17 protein-coding genes are annotated in these 16,011 nt (G+C 33.9%); 14 read left to right on the top strand and 3 right to left on the bottom strand.

The genetic code is table 11. The features are described 5' to 3' along the window. Positions 1-16: 16 nt before the first annotated feature. Positions 17-1,141, bottom strand: coding sequence for an outer membrane family protein (locus BKH45_RS07800; protein WP_095274920.1), 1,125 nt, complete (start codon positions 1,139-1,141; stop codon positions 17-19). Positions 1,142-1,328: 187 nt separating this feature from the next. Between BKH45_RS07800 and BKH45_RS07795 the strand changes: the two genes are divergently transcribed. The 13 genes from BKH45_RS07795 to hemB all read left to right on the top strand — a co-directional run bounded on the left by BKH45_RS07795 (position 1,329) and on the right by hemB (position 12,508). Further along, positions 1,329-2,201, top strand: coding sequence for a DnaJ C-terminal domain-containing protein (locus BKH45_RS07795; RefSeq protein ID WP_095274919.1), 873 nt, complete (start codon positions 1,329-1,331; stop codon positions 2,199-2,201). A 19-nt stretch (positions 2,202-2,220) separates the two neighbouring features. After that, positions 2,221-2,583: a helix-turn-helix transcriptional regulator gene (locus BKH45_RS07790; protein WP_095274918.1), complete on the top strand. Its 363-nt coding sequence runs from the start codon at positions 2,221-2,223 to the stop codon at positions 2,581-2,583. 6 nt (positions 2,584-2,589) lie between these two features. Further along, on the top strand, positions 2,590-3,771 hold the full coding sequence (locus BKH45_RS07785; protein WP_095274917.1) for a replication-associated recombination protein A: 1,182 nt from the start codon (positions 2,590-2,592) through the stop codon (positions 3,769-3,771). Next, positions 3,768-4,688 carry a DUF3078 domain-containing protein gene (locus BKH45_RS07780; protein WP_095274916.1) on the top strand — a complete coding sequence of 307 codons (921 nt, stop codon included), beginning with the start codon at positions 3,768-3,770 and terminating at the stop codon, positions 4,686-4,688. Before BKH45_RS07785 ends, BKH45_RS07780 begins: the two co-directional genes overlap by 4 nt. Before the next feature lie 58 nt (positions 4,689-4,746). Beyond that, positions 4,747-5,253, top strand: coding sequence for a 3-isopropylmalate dehydratase small subunit (locus tag BKH45_RS07775; protein ID WP_095274915.1), 507 nt, complete (start codon positions 4,747-4,749; stop codon positions 5,251-5,253). After that, entirely contained in the window at positions 5,250-6,314 is a 1,065-nt protein-coding gene (gene leuB, locus BKH45_RS07770) for a 3-isopropylmalate dehydrogenase (protein WP_095274914.1), read from the top strand. The genes BKH45_RS07775 and leuB overlap by 4 nt, the downstream gene beginning before the upstream one ends. Positions 6,315-6,322: 8 nt before the next feature. Next, positions 6,323-6,574, top strand: coding sequence for a tetratricopeptide repeat protein (locus tag BKH45_RS07765; protein ID WP_095274913.1), 252 nt, complete (start codon positions 6,323-6,325; stop codon positions 6,572-6,574). After that, positions 6,565-6,828: a hypothetical protein gene (locus tag BKH45_RS07760; protein WP_095274912.1), complete on the top strand. Its 264-nt coding sequence runs from the start codon at positions 6,565-6,567 to the stop codon at positions 6,826-6,828. The genes BKH45_RS07765 and BKH45_RS07760 overlap by 10 nt, the downstream gene beginning before the upstream one ends. A gap of 290 nt (positions 6,829-7,118) precedes the next feature. Then, positions 7,119-7,799, top strand: coding sequence for a response regulator transcription factor (locus tag BKH45_RS07755; protein WP_095274911.1), 681 nt, complete (start codon positions 7,119-7,121; stop codon positions 7,797-7,799). 7 nt (positions 7,800-7,806) lie between these two features. Beyond that, positions 7,807-9,069 (top strand): ArsS family sensor histidine kinase, encoded by a 1,263-nt coding sequence (locus tag BKH45_RS07750; protein ID WP_095274910.1) that lies wholly within the window; start codon positions 7,807-7,809, stop codon positions 9,067-9,069. A gap of 67 nt (positions 9,070-9,136) precedes the next feature. Next, positions 9,137-10,540, top strand: a complete 1,404-nt coding sequence (gene purF, locus BKH45_RS07745; protein ID WP_095274937.1) for an amidophosphoribosyltransferase — start codon at positions 9,137-9,139, stop codon at positions 10,538-10,540. Beyond that, the gene (locus tag BKH45_RS07740) at positions 10,537-11,505 is read left to right on the top strand and encodes a TIGR01212 family radical SAM protein (protein WP_095274909.1); all 969 of its coding nucleotides are present in this window, start codon (positions 10,537-10,539) and stop codon (positions 11,503-11,505) included. The genes purF and BKH45_RS07740 overlap by 4 nt, the downstream gene beginning before the upstream one ends. A gap of 19 nt (positions 11,506-11,524) precedes the next feature. Further along, positions 11,525-12,508, top strand: coding sequence for a porphobilinogen synthase (hemB, locus tag BKH45_RS07735; protein ID WP_095274908.1), 984 nt, complete (start codon positions 11,525-11,527; stop codon positions 12,506-12,508). Here hemB and BKH45_RS07730 read toward each other — a convergent pair. Beyond that, positions 12,503-13,129, bottom strand: a complete 627-nt coding sequence (locus tag BKH45_RS07730; RefSeq protein WP_180675707.1) for an outer membrane beta-barrel protein — start codon at positions 13,127-13,129, stop codon at positions 12,503-12,505. The two genes, hemB and BKH45_RS07730, sit on opposite strands and share 6 nt — an antisense overlap. A 162-nt stretch (positions 13,130-13,291) precedes the next feature. Between BKH45_RS07730 and BKH45_RS07725 the strand changes: the two genes are divergently transcribed. Next, positions 13,292-14,026 (top strand): YebC/PmpR family DNA-binding transcriptional regulator, encoded by a 735-nt coding sequence (locus BKH45_RS07725; protein WP_095274906.1) that lies wholly within the window; start codon positions 13,292-13,294, stop codon positions 14,024-14,026. Between the two features lie 98 nt (positions 14,027-14,124). Here BKH45_RS07725 and lepA read toward each other — a convergent pair whose 3' ends face one another. Further along, the gene (gene lepA, locus BKH45_RS07720) at positions 14,125-15,915 is read right to left on the bottom strand and encodes a translation elongation factor 4 (protein ID WP_095274936.1); all 1,791 of its coding nucleotides are present in this window, start codon (positions 15,913-15,915) and stop codon (positions 14,125-14,127) included. Between the last annotated feature and the right edge of the window lie 96 nt (positions 15,916-16,011).

Genomic DNA, 16,011 nt, shown 5'->3' with positions numbered 1-16,011 from the left:
ATTATAGTAAATAAAATCAAAAACTATACTGAATAAATCCACGACCCATCAGATAATCTTTTGTGCCTCCAAAATAACCGGTTGCCTGTGTCTGATTGAACATTCCTAAAATCCCTAATCCCAATTCAACGCCCTTTTGAAGATGAAAATTTACTCTAGCATCCCAATTTAATATATTCTTTCCTTTAATAAATGTCCCCCTAACAGCTCCATACAAAGAAGCATAATTTGTGATTTTTGTAGAGACAAAACCATACGCACTCACCGCATTTGCATAAAACATTCCTACCGTTCGTTCAAATCGTGTATGCTGCCCAAAAGCATCAATTCTATTGGCACCTGTCCCTCCGCCTACTGAAACAAAACCAAGACCTGTCTCCAGAGAATTCCAACCTATCAACCCTTCAGCCCAAATCAAGCCACTACTTCCATTTAATTTTCCATAATAAGATTCACTTCCAACATAAGAAAGCAAATGAACATGCCCATCAAAATATATTCCTGTTTTTAAAGGTAAATGCAACTCTATTTTAATTCCCGGAGAGATAAAAACTCCCGGTGCTATATATAAATACGGATTAATTTTTATGGGAGCATTTGGAATCTGTATTTGCCCGCTAAACAAAAGCGCGCCTGACCAATTAAACATCTTCCTAAATCCACTCAAATAATAATTTCTTACATAAGCATTTCTAAGCGCCCATACAAAAGAAAGAGAGATATTATCTAACTTATCGTAAGTAACACTCAATCCTTCTGTGTTATGGGTTATCCATTCTTCATCAATTTTATAACGCCCCAATGTAATACCAAATTTTTCATATTCATTATAAAAATCAGCATATAAATCAGATAAAACAAATATTTCTTGAGCTCTATTAAAATCACCACTTCTTGCCTCATAAATTCTAGGAACAAGCCAAGCTTTAGCTCCAACTTTATACCCCATAAACCTCTGACTATCATAAGATAGGGACATATTCAAATCCCCATAAGTAGGATCTTTTTTGGTCGATTGCTGAAAAAAAGCTCCAATATGCCCGTTAATAATACCTTTCATAAAAGCTTCTTGAGGCGTTTTAGCACCGGCAGCAAACAACACACCTCCATACAAACAGCATAAAACAAGCTTCCTTAGCATTTACATCCTTTGTTATTTGAATAATATTATTTATTCATCTTATAACTTAAATAACGTTACGCTATATTAGCAAAAACAATTCCAAAAAAATATTTAATAGATTTTATAAATAAAGTTGATTGACTTATACTAAACTTTTATGATACAATAAAACTCAAAATTAAGGAATTTAAATCGGGAGTATTCTATGAGTAAAAGTCTGTATAAGACACTTGGAGTTAGCGAAAATGCAACAGCTGATGAAATCAAAAAAGCTTACAGAAAATTAGCAAGAAAATATCATCCGGACATTAATAAAGAAAAAGAAGCAGAAGAAAAATTCAAAGAAATTAACGCGGCTTATGAAATTTTAAGTGATGAAAAAAAGCGATCTCAATATGATCAATTTGGAGATAATATGTTTGGTGGGCAGGATTTTAGTGATTTTGCTCGCACACAAGGAGGAGCGGGGATCAATTTGGACGATATTCTTTCGCAAATCTTTGGAAATGCAGGTGGATTTGGAGCAGGTGCTAATAGTTTTGGGTTTAACGGGGGATTTGGCGGAGGATTTGGTTTTGAACCTGATTTGGATATCCATGCAAATCTTAGCATTCCTTTTGATACTGCAATATTAGGAGGCAAACACCATATCAACTTACAAAATGAAAGTTTTGATATTAAGATTCCTGCAGGTATCAATAACGCAGAAACAATCCGCGTAAAAGGCAAAGGAAAAGGCGGAAGAAATGCAAGAGGAGATTTATTACTTAAAATAACTATCAATCAAAATCCTGAATACACAAGAGAAAATGATGATTTGACAAAAAACTTTGATCTCCCTCTCAAAATCGCACTTTTTGGAGGGAAAATCACCATCCCGACTCTCTACAAAGATGTTAATCTCAAAGTCCCTGCCAATACAAAAAACTCACAAAGATTTCGCATCAAAGAACTTGGAGTCAAAAATAGAAAAACCGGAAATATTGGCGATTTATATCTCAAAGCAAATATTATTTTACCTCATACAGATTCTTTGTCTGATGATCTCAAAAAAATGCTTGAAGAACAATTACCATAAAAACAAAAGGATAAAAACAATGTATAGTTATGATGAGCCTGTATATCTTATTAGTGTAGTAGCAAAAATTCTGGAAATTCATCCCCAGACCCTAAGACAATACGAAAAAGAAGGTTTAATAGAACCCAATCGCACAGATGGCAAAATGAGATTATACTCTCAAAGAGATATTGATAAAATCAAAACTATCCTTAGATTAACACGTGATATGGGTGTAAATTTAGCGGGTGTGGATATTATTTTACGCTTAAAAGAAAAGCTTGATGAGCTTGATATCCTTAATGAAGAATTACGGACTAATTTACAAAAAAAGCCTCAAGCTTCAAATACAAGCGTGAGTATCAAAAAAAGCTCTTATGAATTGATTTTGTTTAAAAAATAACCTTTAATGAAGAATTTAGCAAATCTTTTTCGTCCAAAAACTCTAGAAGACTTTGTAGGACAAACTCATCTTTTGGGAAAAAACTCCCCTCTTAAGCTTAGCTTACTTTCAGGAGATTTTCCTCATTCTTTTTTTTATGGCACTCCGGGAAGCGGCAAAACAACGTTTGCTAACTTGGTTGCCAAAGAATTACAAAAACCTTTTTTACAATTTAATGCAACTAATTTTAAACTTGAAGAATTGCGTAATTCTCTCAAACAATACCACCATACATTGACAAAGCCTATCATATTTATTGATGAAGTACATCGCTTAAATAAAGCCCAACAAGAATTTTTACTCCCGGTTATGGAAAACTATGAAGCCATTATCATAGGCGCAAGCACACAAAATCCCTATTATAGTCTTACAAGCTCTATCCGATCGCGTTCATTGCTTTTTGAATTTTTTCCTTTAAACAATAAAGATCTTGAAATGATTCTGCAAAAAGTATTGCATATTTACCCTATCTCCATCACTCAGGAAGCCAAAGAATATTTGATTTCATCAAGCGCGGGAGATGGAAGAGCTATGCTAAATTTGTTAGATGTGGCTATGGAGAGTGAAAAAATTGATTTGGATACCCTAAAATCTCTTCGCCCCACAAGCCTTAATGATGGGAGTATCGAAGATAATACTCATTATAATCTCATTAGCGCAATGATCAAATCTATACGTGGAAGCGATGAAAATGCTGCTATTTATTATCTGGCCAGATTAATTTGTGGAGGAGAAAATCCGGAATTTATTGCCAGAAGACTTGTCATTTTAGCAAGTGAAGATATTGGAAACGCAAATCCAAATGCCCTTAATATAGCCACTTCAACAATGCTAGCTGTCTCTAAAATAGGCTATCCGGAATCAAGAATTATCCTTTCACAATGCGTGATTTATCTATCTTGCTCTCCCAAATCAAACACTGCCTATAATGCTATCAATGAAGCCATTAAACTCATTAATGAAGGTGAAATTCTATCTATCCCCAAAAATATTCTACCCCACTCCAAAAATTACCTCTACCCACACAATCATGGAGGATGGGTTAAACAAAAATATTTACAAAAACCGCTAGTTTTTGTAAAACATACTCAAAAAGCTTTTGAAAAAACACTTTTTGAGTGGATTGGAAAAATCAAAGGCAACCAATGAAAATCCTCAAAATCATGGTATGGATTTTCTTTTTAACAAATAGTATTTTTGCAAAAGATGATTCAAATATCCCAAAAAATATGGCGCTATCAGATTTAGATATTGACACATCAAGAAGTGGGTGGCACTTGGAACTCAAAAGAATTTCTTTAAATTTTTCTTCTTCATCCTTAAAAAATCAAAATATTTACAAAAATTTTTCCAACAACTATATTAAAGGAAATTCTCAAATAGTCGGGCAAGCATTTCTAGATTTTAATGCCAACTATTATGCTAAAAGATTTGTCATTTTTAATTCTTTGCTTGCTGAATATGGCAGGAATATCATCTACCCTCAAGATGAACCCAAGATTGACAACAAAACTCTGGATAGAATTTTACTTTCTTCAGACTACACCCAAAGAATTTGGAAATTCACAGACATTCTTGGAGGTTTTGAACTTGGACCTTATGTGCAACTTGGTTACCAAACAGAATTTACCCCTCAAGTTGGTTTTAATAGAAGAAAAATATTGCGCTTTAGCACCGGATTTAAAATATTTGAAGGTACTTATATTAAAAACTTGCATTTAAATTTATTTGGTGAAGAAGATTTCACTTATCAAAAACCTGTAGAAAGTCTGGGTATTCAGACAGGATTTCATATACAACATGACATTCAAGATAATGTAAAATTAACTTATCTTCTAAATTTTAGAGATTTTCTCTTGAATAATTACAAACCTTCTCATAATCCTCAGTATGAGCTGGAATTAGAAGTAAGAATGGATACAAAAATTTATAAAAATTTTGCTATTGCTCCATTTGTTAGTTTTTATATGCTTAAAGGAAGATATTTTAAACAAGTTGGAACAAATCTGTTTATCGGTGTTTCGGTATCTTATAATCAAATTTTTATCGATGCAAGCAAAAAATAAAGTCTTTTTTTAAAACAAACTTGCTAAAATCAAAGACACTAAACAATCAGGAGCGCTTATGAAAAACAGGACCGGAAAAGTTTGGAAATTCGGCAAAAATATTGACACAGATATTATTATTGCAGCAAGATATCTAAGCACAAGCGATGCAAAAGAATTGGCAAAACATATTATGGAGGACTCTAGGAGCGGATTTGCCAATATGATTGCTAAAGGAGATTTTATTGTCGCAGATGAAAATTTTGGTTGTGGCAGCAGCAGAGAACATGCACCATTATCTCTAAGAGAAGCGGGTATTGGGGCAGTCTTAGCCCCTTCTTTTGCTAGAATTTTTTATCGCAATGCTTTTAACACAGGTCTTTTAATACTGGAAGTTTCTCAAAATGATATTGACAAAATCACCGAAGGAGATCAATTGGAGATTGATTTAGAACATAATAAAATTATCAATCACACAAAAAATGAATTTTATAATTATGCCAAAATCCCTTCTTTTATGTTTGAATTATTAAATGCCGGAGGGTTGATGGCATATGCGCAAAAACAAATAAAGGAACTGGATTGAAAACTTACCGGATTGCCATTATCAAAGGAGATGGAATTGGTCCTGAAATTGTTAGGGAAGCCCAAAAAGTATTAAATGCAGTGAGTCAAATAGAGCATTTTTCTATCCAATATCAAGAATATTTAATGGGAGGATGCGCTTATGATGCTTGTAAAAACCCTCTCCCTGAGGAAACAATTCAAGGTTGCTTGCAAGCTGATGGAATACTTTTTGGAGCTATTGGAGGAAACAAATGGGATTATCTCCCTAGAGAATTACGACCTGAAAGTGGGCTTTTAAGACTCAGAAAGGCATTAGAAATCTTTGCTAATATCCGTCCTGTAGTTGTATTTGATGAGCTTTTAGAAGCAAGTACGCTTAAACCTGAGATCATCAGAGGGGTGGATTTGGTTGTTGTGCGTGAATTGATAGGAGGAATCTATTTTGGAGAACCTAAAGGCAAAGATGAAAAACACGCTTACAACACAATGATTTATACCAGAGATGAGATTAAAAGAATTGCAAAAGTTGCTTTTGAACTTGCCCTTAACAGAAAAAAGAAACTCTGCTCTGTTGATAAGGCAAATGTCTTGGATGTCAGTTTGCTTTGGCGTGAAGTGGTTACAGAAGTAGGAAAAGATTATCCTCAAGTCTCACTAACTCATCAATATGTTGATAATGCAAGTATGCAACTTATCTTGAATCCTAAACAATTTGATGTTATCCTAACAGGAAATTTATTTGGAGATATTTTAAGCGATGAAGCCAGTATGCTTACAGGATCAATTGGACTGCTACCTTCTGCAAGCACAGGAGGCAAAGCAGCATTATATGAACCCATTCATGGATCTGCTCCGGATATTGCAGGACTAGGGATTGCCAATCCTATAGCGACTATTTTAAGCGCTTCGATGATGTTAAAAAATACATTCAAAGAAACTAAGGCAGCCTCAATGATTGAAAAAGCCATATCAAAAACCCTCCAAGAAGGTTATCGCACCAAGGATATTGCAGCCTTTGGGGCTAAAGAAATTTGTAGCACCACTCAAATGGGAGATTTAATCGTAAAATTTTTACAATAGGAATTATCATGAGTTTTAAAACAATTACACTTGCAAGCATTTATGAACTTCAAGGATTCAAAGAAGAAGCGCTTGAAATTTATAAAGAAATTCTTAAAAATGATCCTTCAAACCAAGATGCACAAAATGCCTATAAACGCTTAACGCATGTGCATAAAAGCTTCAAAGGGGTCAATACAAAAGCTAGAAACTTTTTTATCCAAGCTTCAACCCGGGAAGAACTAAAAATTTTCGAAAGGTGGTTGATGCAATGGAACTAAAAGATATGATTCTTCAAACCCTTACAGAAATAGAAGATACTCCTAAAGATATAGAGGTTTTAGCGCCTTCTAAAACTGATATTCAAATCTCCAAAGACGAATTTGCAATTCTTCATGCCTTACGTGAGAAAACATTGGTTTTATTTGAAGGCTTGCAATCATTACAAACAAAAAATTTATCCGGCAAACTTGATTTGGTTATTAACTATCTTCAATATCAATTATCAATTATTGATGAAAAATTAGGAAATTAGTTAGAAATCCATTTACTAAAATAATTTAAAATCCCCTTGCCTATACAAAAAAGGCGGGTGGCAAAACCATCCTTACAAATAACAGAGAGCTTCCCCTTCCCCAAGTTTTCTTGTTAGTTTGGTAATGATTTTTATACTTTTCTTATTTTAACAAAGTTTATTATTTTGAATTCCCCACAATAATAATAAACTTTGTTCCTTATTGCCCTTTTTTAGCAAAAAACATATGATTTATTTATTAATTTTATAGTATCATACAGGCTTAAAACTATTCTCTAGAGGTTATAAGAATGCTGGAAGTATTGATGATAGAAGACGATATAGAACTTGCAGAGATTTTAAGTGAATATCTTAAGCAACATGATATTAATGTAACTAATTATGATGAACCTTATACCGGAATGAGCGCTATAGCAACGCAGCATTATGATTTATTGTTATTAGATTTGACTCTCCCCAATCTTGATGGTCTTGAAGTATGCAAAAGAGTAGCCAAACAAAAAAATATCCCCATCATTATCTCATCAGCAAGAAGTGATTTGGATGATAAAGTTAAAGCCCTTGAATATGGCGCAGATGATTATATTCCCAAACCATACGATCCCAAAGAGCTTCTAGCCAGAATTCAATCTCTTTTGAGACGTTATAACAAAAAAGGTGGAAAAGATGAGCAAAAAGATAAAAATTCTATTTTTAAAATAGACAAAGATAGTCGTGAGGTTTATTTTAGAGATAAAAAACTTGAACTTACCCGTGCAGAATATGAAATTCTTACTCTTCTTATCAGCAAAAAAGGACATGTATTTTCACGCGAAGCCATCGCTATTGAATCTGAATCCATCAATCCGGAAAGTTCAAATAAAAGTATTGATGTTATCATTGGCAGATTAAGAGCAAAAATTGAAGAAGATCCCAAAAAACCAAAATATATCATTTCTGTTAGAGGTGTGGGCTATAAATTGGAATCTTAAAAGATAAATGAAGAGTTCAATTTTTTTTAAAATCACTGCGTTATTTGTCTTTGCGCTTTTGAGCTTTTCGGCATTTTCTTTTTATTTTATTAAATCTCAAATTGATAGCGAACAAAATAAGTCCGAATTTAAATACAGACAATTTGTCACTACCATCAATCAAATTATTAACTACAACGGAAGTATTGAAACTATAAAAAACTATCTTAAAGATCTCGGCTTTGAACCGGCTTCAGAAGCAGATATTAAAGAAGCTTTATTAAATTACTACAAACTTCCTAAAAATTTTGATGGCATCCTTGCTAAGACAATCAAACTCAATAATGAAGTTTTTATCCTTCTGGAGACCAATCATAATGCCACTCTTTATAAAGACACTTTTAAGACTTCTTATCAAAATTACTATCTCATTACTTTTGCAGGTATTTTGTTACTTATCTTTTTATTCACTTTGGTTATTAAAAGTTTATTGCCACTTAAAAATTTACGCCAACAAATCCGATATTTTTCAAATGGTAAACTCAATATCAATTGCAAAACTAACCAACAAGATGAAATTGGCGAACTTGCCAATGAATTTGATAATGCCATCAAAAAAATTGTTGCACTAAGCAAATCCAGAACTCTTTTTTTGCGATCGATCATGCATGAACTCAAAACCCCTATTACCAAAGGTATGATCACGGCTGAAATGGTAGAGAATCCTTTGCAAAAAGAAAGATTAGCTTCTGCATTTGGACGTCTAAATACTCTGATTAATCAATTTGCTAAAATTGAACAACTCTCATCAAAGAATTATGATCTCAATAAAAGGGAATTTCTGGTAGATGAGCTTATTGAATATATTAAAAAAATGCTTTTAATAGATAAAATGAGTCCGGATTCTATTATCCTTCTATCCCCCAATGATCTTATCAAAGCTGATTTTGATCTTTTTGCCATGTCAGTAAAAAATCTCTTAGATAACGCTATTAAATATGGATCTGATGGCAAAGCAACCATCAGCACAGATAAATGCGATTTGATTATCTCCAACAAGGGAGAAGCACTCAAAATGGATTTTAAAGAATATTTTAAACCCTACTTCAAAGATTTTACCAAATCGCACTCCCATGGATTTGGACTAGGTATGTATATCATCAAAAATACCCTAGATGCACAAGGATTCAATATTACTTATAAATATGAAAATGACACTAATTGTTTTATAATTCATGATTGTGTGGTCGAAAACTATTGTAATGTTCCTAACAAAAATATAAAGATTTAAAAACAAAAATCAAACATGGATTTGTTTCTTACATTATGGAATAATGCCAAAAGCAAAAGGGATTTATATGAAAGACTGGAATGAAAAATGTGCAGTAGTAGGTATTTATAATGCTTATAATGCCTCAATACTTAGTTATTATGCTCTTTTTGCTATGCAACATAGAGGGCAAGAAGCTAGCGGTATCAGCGCGTCTAATGGACAAAAAATTTCTACTTACAAAAATAATGGTTTAGTTACAAAAGTCTTTAATGAAAATATTCTGGAAAAACTTCAAGGCAAATCAAGCATAGGTCACAATCGCTATTCTACTGCCGGAGAAGACTCTATGAATGATTCCCAGCCCATTTTTGCAAAATATAGCTTAGGCGAAATAGCACTTGCCCATAATGGCAACCTGACAAATGCCAAAGAAGTTAGGAAATCTCTTATTCAAGAAGGTTCTATATTTCAAAGCCATCTGGATACAGAAAATCTCATTCATCTTATTGCCAAAAGTCATAAAAATCAACTTGTAGATAGAATTGTTGATGCACTTACACAAATAGAGGGGGCTTATGCTTTTGTATTTTTATCACGCACAAAAATGTTTGCTGTTCGCGATAAATATGGATTAAGACCTCTGAGTTTAGGAAAAATTACAAATCCTGATGGCACGGAAGGTTATATTGTAGCAAGCGAGAGTTGTGCGTTTGATTTGATTGGAGCTGAATATATTCGAGATATACAGCCCGGTGAAATGCTGATTTTTGAAGGCGCTTACTCTAAACATATTCCAACGCCAAAATCTATAAAAATTTTTCCTCACAATCCGTATCCTTGTATTTTTGAATATGTATATTTTGCACGTCCTGATAGCAAGGTTTTTGGAAAAAACGTTTATGAAATTCGCAAACAAATGGGAATCCAACTTGCCAAAGAATACAAAATTGATGCCGATATGGTTATTCCTGTCCCTGATAGCGGTGTGGCTGCTGCAATTGGATATTCCAGAGAAAGTGGCATACCCTTTGAATTAGGAATTATTCGCAATCACTATATTGGCAGGACTTTTATTGAACCTACTCAATCAGCCAGAGAACTCAAAGTAAGGCTAAAACTCAACCCCATTGCAGAACTCATCAAAGATAAAGAGATCATTATTATTGATGATTCAATTGTGCGTGGGACTACCAGTAAACAAATTATCAAAATCCTAAGACATGCCGGAGCTAAAAAAATTCATCTTTTTATTAGCTCTCCTCCAACAATTTCACCTTGTTTTTATGGTGTAGATACACCCAATAAATCTGAACTTATCTGCGCGAATCATACGCTTGAAGAAGTTAGGGATTTTATTGGGGCAGACTCTTTGGTATTTTTATCTCTTGAAGGGTTGCGAAAAAGCATTTCTTGTGATGATAGTGAAAATTTTTGTCAAGCCTGTTTTGATGGAAACTATATTGATGATTTTACAAAGGCAAATTTGTGAAAAAAATCCTCACTATTGGTCGGTATTTTAAATCAAAATTTGGTCAAAGAGTAAGAAAAATACCCATTTCTTTAGAGGGTTTTACTTGTCCAAATATTGATGGAAGTGTGGCAAAAGGAGGGTGTATTTATTGCAAAAATGAAAGCTTTTCTCCAAGTATTGCTAAAATCACTCCTTTAAACTCAACAGCCATTACAATGAATTTCAAAATGACTCAAAATCCACTTTTAGAGCAACAAATCAAGAGTCTCAAAGAACAATTCCAATGGCATTCCCAATTTCACAAAGATAAATTTGAGATTAGAAAATATATGGTCTATTTCCAATCTTACACCAATACTTATGCGCCCTTTGATACACTCAAGCGCCTTTATGAAGAAGCTATCATACTCCCTAATGTTGTAGGGATGAGTATTGGAACAAGGGTAGATTGTATAGAAGATAGAGTCCTTGATCTTTTAGAAAAATATGTTAAAGATGGCAAAGAAATATGGCTGGAATATGGCATCCAATCTGTTTATGACAAAACACTCAAAATAACCAACAGAGGACATCTTACAGAAGGCATGGAAGAACTTTTTGTCAAAACAAGACAAAGGGGGGTTAAACTTTGTGCTCATCTTATTTATGGTCTTCCTAATGAATCCCCTCAAATGATGATTCACTCACTTCAAACAATATTAAAATGGGGAATTGATGGACTTAAAATTCACCCCCTTTATGTCGTCGCAGATACACAATTAGCAAAAATATATCAAGCAGGAAATTATACCCCCATTGAGCTTGAGGAATATGCAGACTTAATTGTGGAATCCATGCAACTTATCCCCCCGGACGTAGTCGTCCAAAGAGTCAGTGCAGGAGCGCATGATGAAACATTATTAGCGCCCAAATGGTGTTTTGACAAAAATATTCAAATGAGGTATTTACGCGATAGACTCAGAGCTGTAGGTATTGAATACTAAATCAACAAAAGGAGAAATTATGTTTAGGAGACTACGACGATTACGATTAAAAGAAAACTTAAGGGAATTAGTAAAAGAAACAAGGTTGGATATAAGAGATTTTATTTATCCGCTTTTTGTAATACCGGGAAAAGGGATCAAAAATGAAATCCCCTCAATGCCCCAAGTCTATCAAATGAGTTGTGATTATATTTTACAAGAATGCCAAGAATTGCAAAAATTAGGCATTTATCATATCCTCTTATTTGGAATTCCTTCACACAAAGACTCTTGTGGGAGTGAGGCACTTAGCGATCAAGGTATTGTCGCTAAAACAATTCGAGCCATCAAAGCACAATACCCTAAAATTACCATCACTGCTGATTTATGTTTTTGTGAATACACAGACCATGGGCATTGTGGTATTGTTGATACTACACTCCAAACAGTTGATAATGATGCTACACTTGAAATTCTGGGGCAACAAGCCGTAGTTCTTTGCAATAGCGGAGCAGATATTATTGCTCCAAGCACGATGATGGATGGCATGGTGCTTACTATTAGAACTTATCTTGATAAAGCAGGGTTTAGCCATATTCCTATTATGAGTTATTCTACAAAATTTGCCAGCGCTTATTATGGTCCCTTTCGTGATGTCGCCCAATCAACCCCAAGTTTTGGCGATAGAAAAAGCTATCAAGAAGATCCTTGCAATCGCAGAGAGGCAATTTTAGAGAGTCTTAATGATGAGATTGAAGGGGCTGATATTTTGATGGTAAAACCCGCTTTGGCTTATTTAGATATTGTTAGAGACATTAGAGAAAGAACACTTTTGCCTTTAGCAATCTATAATGTTAGTGGAGAATATGCTTTATTAAAAGCTGCACAAAATGCTCATGTAATTGATTATGAAAAAGTAATGCTAGAAACAATGATTGGGTTTAAACGTGCCGGAGCAGATATTATTATCTCTTATCATGCTAAAGAAATTGCAAAATATTTATCCAAAAATTCCAAATCATAAATTAAATAAAAATATATAAGAAATCCCATAATAAAGATTATTAAATTGTCTTGTAATTGGGATATTTTTATACTTTAAAGAATTATACCTTCCTATAGAAAAAAAAGGTATCCCTGTGCCAATTTCTAAACGATGCTTGGAATCAATAGTCATATTTAAGCCCAAAATGCCCAATACTTGATTGGCAACAATATTTTCATCTTTTCTTTTATAATAATTATTAAAATAATCCACACCTCCAAAGAATCCAAAATCAAATCTGTCATCGCTATAGTAATTCAACAAATAATGCAGCCCTACTCGTGTCCCCACGCCCGAATATGAATCAAATCTATTAGATCTATTCAATAATTTAATATTTGCATAACCTAACCCGACAAATGCCCTCAAGCCATTTTTTTGATTAAAAAAATATTCAACTCCAAATTTACTGCCAATAAACCCCTCATACCCATAACGCCTCTCATCTTCAATCCCAACACCTTTTTTATAATACTTAGAATCATAAATGCTATCTGTTCCTCGGGTATCTACTCCTAAAAATAATTTCAAACTTTGCCCACCAAGCAAATTACCAAAACCAAAAACAACTATGATTAACAATTGCTTTAAAATTTTCATCATTATCCTTGAATCTTTCGACATTAAAATATTATAACAAAACCTCTTGATTAAGCAAAATTTTTTTCAAACTTATCAAAACACTATCGGCATAAAGTGCTATCACCAAAAATATTTTCAAATACATTTGATATAATTCAAATTAAAAATTTAGGAGTGTTTATGGGAAGAGCATTTGAATATCGTAGAGCTGCCAAAGAAAAACGATGGGACAAAATGAGTAAAGTTTTCCCCAAACTTGCCAAAACAATCACTGTGGCAGCCAAAGAAGGTGGTAGCGATCCTGAAATGAATGCCAAATTAAGAACTGCTATTGCTAATGCCAAAGCGCAAAATATGCCAAAAGATAATATTGAAGCTGCCATTAAACGCGCAAGCGGCAAAGATGGTGTTTTTACTGAAATCACTTATGAAGGCAAAGCTCCCTATGGAGTATTGATCATGATTGAATGCACAACAGATAACCCCACAAGAACAATTGCAAATATTAAAAGTTATTTTAATAAAATATCCGGGGCTTCTATTGTGCCTAATGGTTCATTGGAATTTATGTTTTCCAGAAAAAGTGTTTTTGAATTTTATAAACAAGATTTACATACAGCCCAAATAACACCGGAAGAATTAGAATTAACCCTGATTGATTATGGTCTTGAAGAGCTTGAAATAATACAAACACAAGAAAAAGAAATAGGCATTGCTTATGGTGATTATGTGAATTTTGGCAAGTTAAATGATGGTTTCGAATCTCTTCATATTCCTATCAAAAATGCCCTACTCAAACGCATACCCAATACTCCAATTATCCTCAATGACGAACAACTTAATGAAATCGAAAAACTACTGGATAAAATTGAAGATGACGATGATGTCCAGGCAGTTTATACCAATATCAACTAGATTATTCAATCAAAACACCCTCATCAGCTTGGAATGCAATTTGAAACACAAGACAACATAGAATATTGGAGAAATCAACTTAGATTTTATTTCAGTTATCAATCAATTTTAAGCACAGCTAAAAATGCTTCTTGGGGAAGCTCTACTTTTCCAATGGCTTTCATCCTTTTCTTGCCTTCTTTTTGTTTTTCTAAAAGTTTTCTTTTCCTTGTAATATCCCCTCCATAACACTTAGCCGTTACATTTTTTCCCATTGATTTTACAGTTTCGCGTGCAATTACTTTGTTCCCAACACTAGCTTGAATAGCTACTTCAAAAAGTTGTCTGGGAATGATTTCTTTCATAGATTCTACCAATGCCCTGCCCTTTTGGTATGATTTGTCTTTATCAACAATCACGCTCAGCGCATCTACAACCTCTCCGGCTACACGCACATCTAATTTGACAAGATTTCCTTCTTTATACCCAATAGGTTCATAATCAAAACTTGCATAGCCTTTTGTGCAAGATTTTAATTTATCATAAAAATCCATTACAATCTCATTACTAGGTAAGGCATAAACAAGCATTACTCTTGATTGGGTCAGATATTCCATTTTCTCTTGGACACCTCTTCGAGAACTCAAAAGCGTGATGATATTTCCTAAATATTCACTTGGTGTAATAATACAAGCCCTAACATAAGGTTCTTCAATGAAGGCAATTTTTTGTTCAGGAGGGAGTTGGCTGGGATTTTGGACAAGTATTTTTTCTCCATCTGTAAGGGTTACCTCATAAACTACCGTAGGGGCAGTGGCTATCAAATCCAATCCAAATTCTCTCTCCAATCTTTCCTTGACCACTTCCATATGCAACAAACCCAAAAATCCTACTCGAAAACCAAAACCTAAAGCAACACTTGTTTCGGGCTCAAAACTCAAAGCCGAATCATTCATTTTCAACTTATTGAGAGCATCTCTTAGTTCTTCAAATTTATCTGTATCAATTGGATAAATCCCTGCAAATACAAAAGGTTTTGCGGGTCTAAACCCCTCTATGGCATTTGCAATAGGATTTTTCGCATCTGTGATTGTGTCTCCTACTGCCATGTCCGTAACACTTTTAAGACCCAATGAAATAATCCCAATCTCACCACAACAAATTTTTTGAGTAGAGATTTTACGCACAGGATGAGGATAATATAAAGCCAAGACTTCATGCTTTTTTCCGGTGCTCATCACCAAAACTTCTTGTCCTATACAAATCTCTCCATCTTTTACCCGCACCAATGCTAATGCTCCTAAATAATTATCAAACCATGAATCATAAATTAATGCCTTCGTGGAAGCATTTTCATCGCCACTTGGAGGAGGAATTTGCTTAATAATCCTCTGTAATAATTTCCCAATCCCTACCCCACTTTTTGCACTGACTTCAAGGACATCTGTACAATCGATCCCAATCGTATCTTCAATGTCCCGGGCCACTGCAATCGGATTGGCTGCGGGTAAATCAATCTTGTTGATTACCGGAATAATTTCCAGATTATTCTCAAGGGCAATATAAACATTAGCAATTGTCTGCGCCTCAACTCCTTGTGAAGCATCAACTACAAGTAATGCTCCCTCACAAGAACTTAGAGAACGAGAAACTTCATAACTAAAATCCACATGACCGGGAGTATCAATCAAATTAAGCACATAAGTTATCCCGTCTAACACATATTGGAGACGAACAGATTGTGCTTTGATTGTAATCCCGCGTTCTTTTTCAATATCCATTGTATCCATAATTTGGCTAGTCATTTCTCGATCACTTACCCCCCCACATTCTTGAATAAGACGATCTGCCAGAGTGCTTTTACCATGATCAATATGAGCAATAATAGAAAAATTCCTTATATGTTGCATGATAGCCATGATTAAATACCTTATTTTTTAATATATTGTATCAAATTATTGATTCAAAACTAAAATCTATGTAATTTTAAAGGTTAAATTTGTATG

This window comes from Helicobacter sp. 11S03491-1 (assembly GCF_002272835.1).
Classification (GTDB): domain Bacteria; phylum Campylobacterota; class Campylobacteria; order Campylobacterales; family Helicobacteraceae; genus Helicobacter_J.
The sequence above is the reverse complement of the archived record's forward strand: the minus strand, read 5'-3'. Positions and strand labels throughout refer to the sequence as shown.

Bases quoted from the DNA above. Each gene is read 5' to 3' on its own strand.
- BKH45_RS07790 (WP_095274918.1), top strand. From the start codon at position 2,221: ATGTATAGTTATGATGAGCCTGTATATCTTATTAGTGTAGTAGCAAAA.
- purF (WP_095274937.1), top strand. From the start codon at position 9,137: ATGAAAGACTGGAATGAAAAATGTGCAGTAGTAGGTATTTATAATGCT.
- lepA (WP_095274936.1), bottom strand. From the start codon at position 15,915: ATGCAACATATAAGGAATTTTTCTATTATTGCTCATATTGATCATGGT.
- BKH45_RS07785 (WP_095274917.1), top strand. From the start codon at position 2,590: ATGAAGAATTTAGCAAATCTTTTTCGTCCAAAAACTCTAGAAGACTTT.
- BKH45_RS07755 (WP_095274911.1), top strand. From the start codon at position 7,119: ATGCTGGAAGTATTGATGATAGAAGACGATATAGAACTTGCAGAGATT.
- BKH45_RS07765 (WP_095274913.1), top strand. From the start codon at position 6,323: ATGAGTTTTAAAACAATTACACTTGCAAGCATTTATGAACTTCAAGGA.
- BKH45_RS07725 (WP_095274906.1), top strand. From the start codon at position 13,292: ATGGGAAGAGCATTTGAATATCGTAGAGCTGCCAAAGAAAAACGATGG.
- BKH45_RS07760 (WP_095274912.1), top strand. From the start codon at position 6,565: ATGGAACTAAAAGATATGATTCTTCAAACCCTTACAGAAATAGAAGAT.
- BKH45_RS07730 (WP_180675707.1), bottom strand. From the start codon at position 13,129: ATGAAAATTTTAAAGCAATTGTTAATCATAGTTGTTTTTGGTTTTGGT.
- hemB (WP_095274908.1), top strand. From the start codon at position 11,525: ATGTTTAGGAGACTACGACGATTACGATTAAAAGAAAACTTAAGGGAA.
- BKH45_RS07780 (WP_095274916.1), top strand. From the start codon at position 3,768: ATGAAAATCCTCAAAATCATGGTATGGATTTTCTTTTTAACAAATAGT.
- BKH45_RS07800 (WP_095274920.1), bottom strand. From the start codon at position 1,141: ATGCTAAGGAAGCTTGTTTTATGCTGTTTGTATGGAGGTGTGTTGTTT.
- BKH45_RS07750 (WP_095274910.1), top strand. From the start codon at position 7,807: ATGAAGAGTTCAATTTTTTTTAAAATCACTGCGTTATTTGTCTTTGCG.
- BKH45_RS07795 (WP_095274919.1), top strand. From the start codon at position 1,329: ATGAGTAAAAGTCTGTATAAGACACTTGGAGTTAGCGAAAATGCAACA.
- BKH45_RS07775 (WP_095274915.1), top strand. From the start codon at position 4,747: ATGAAAAACAGGACCGGAAAAGTTTGGAAATTCGGCAAAAATATTGAC.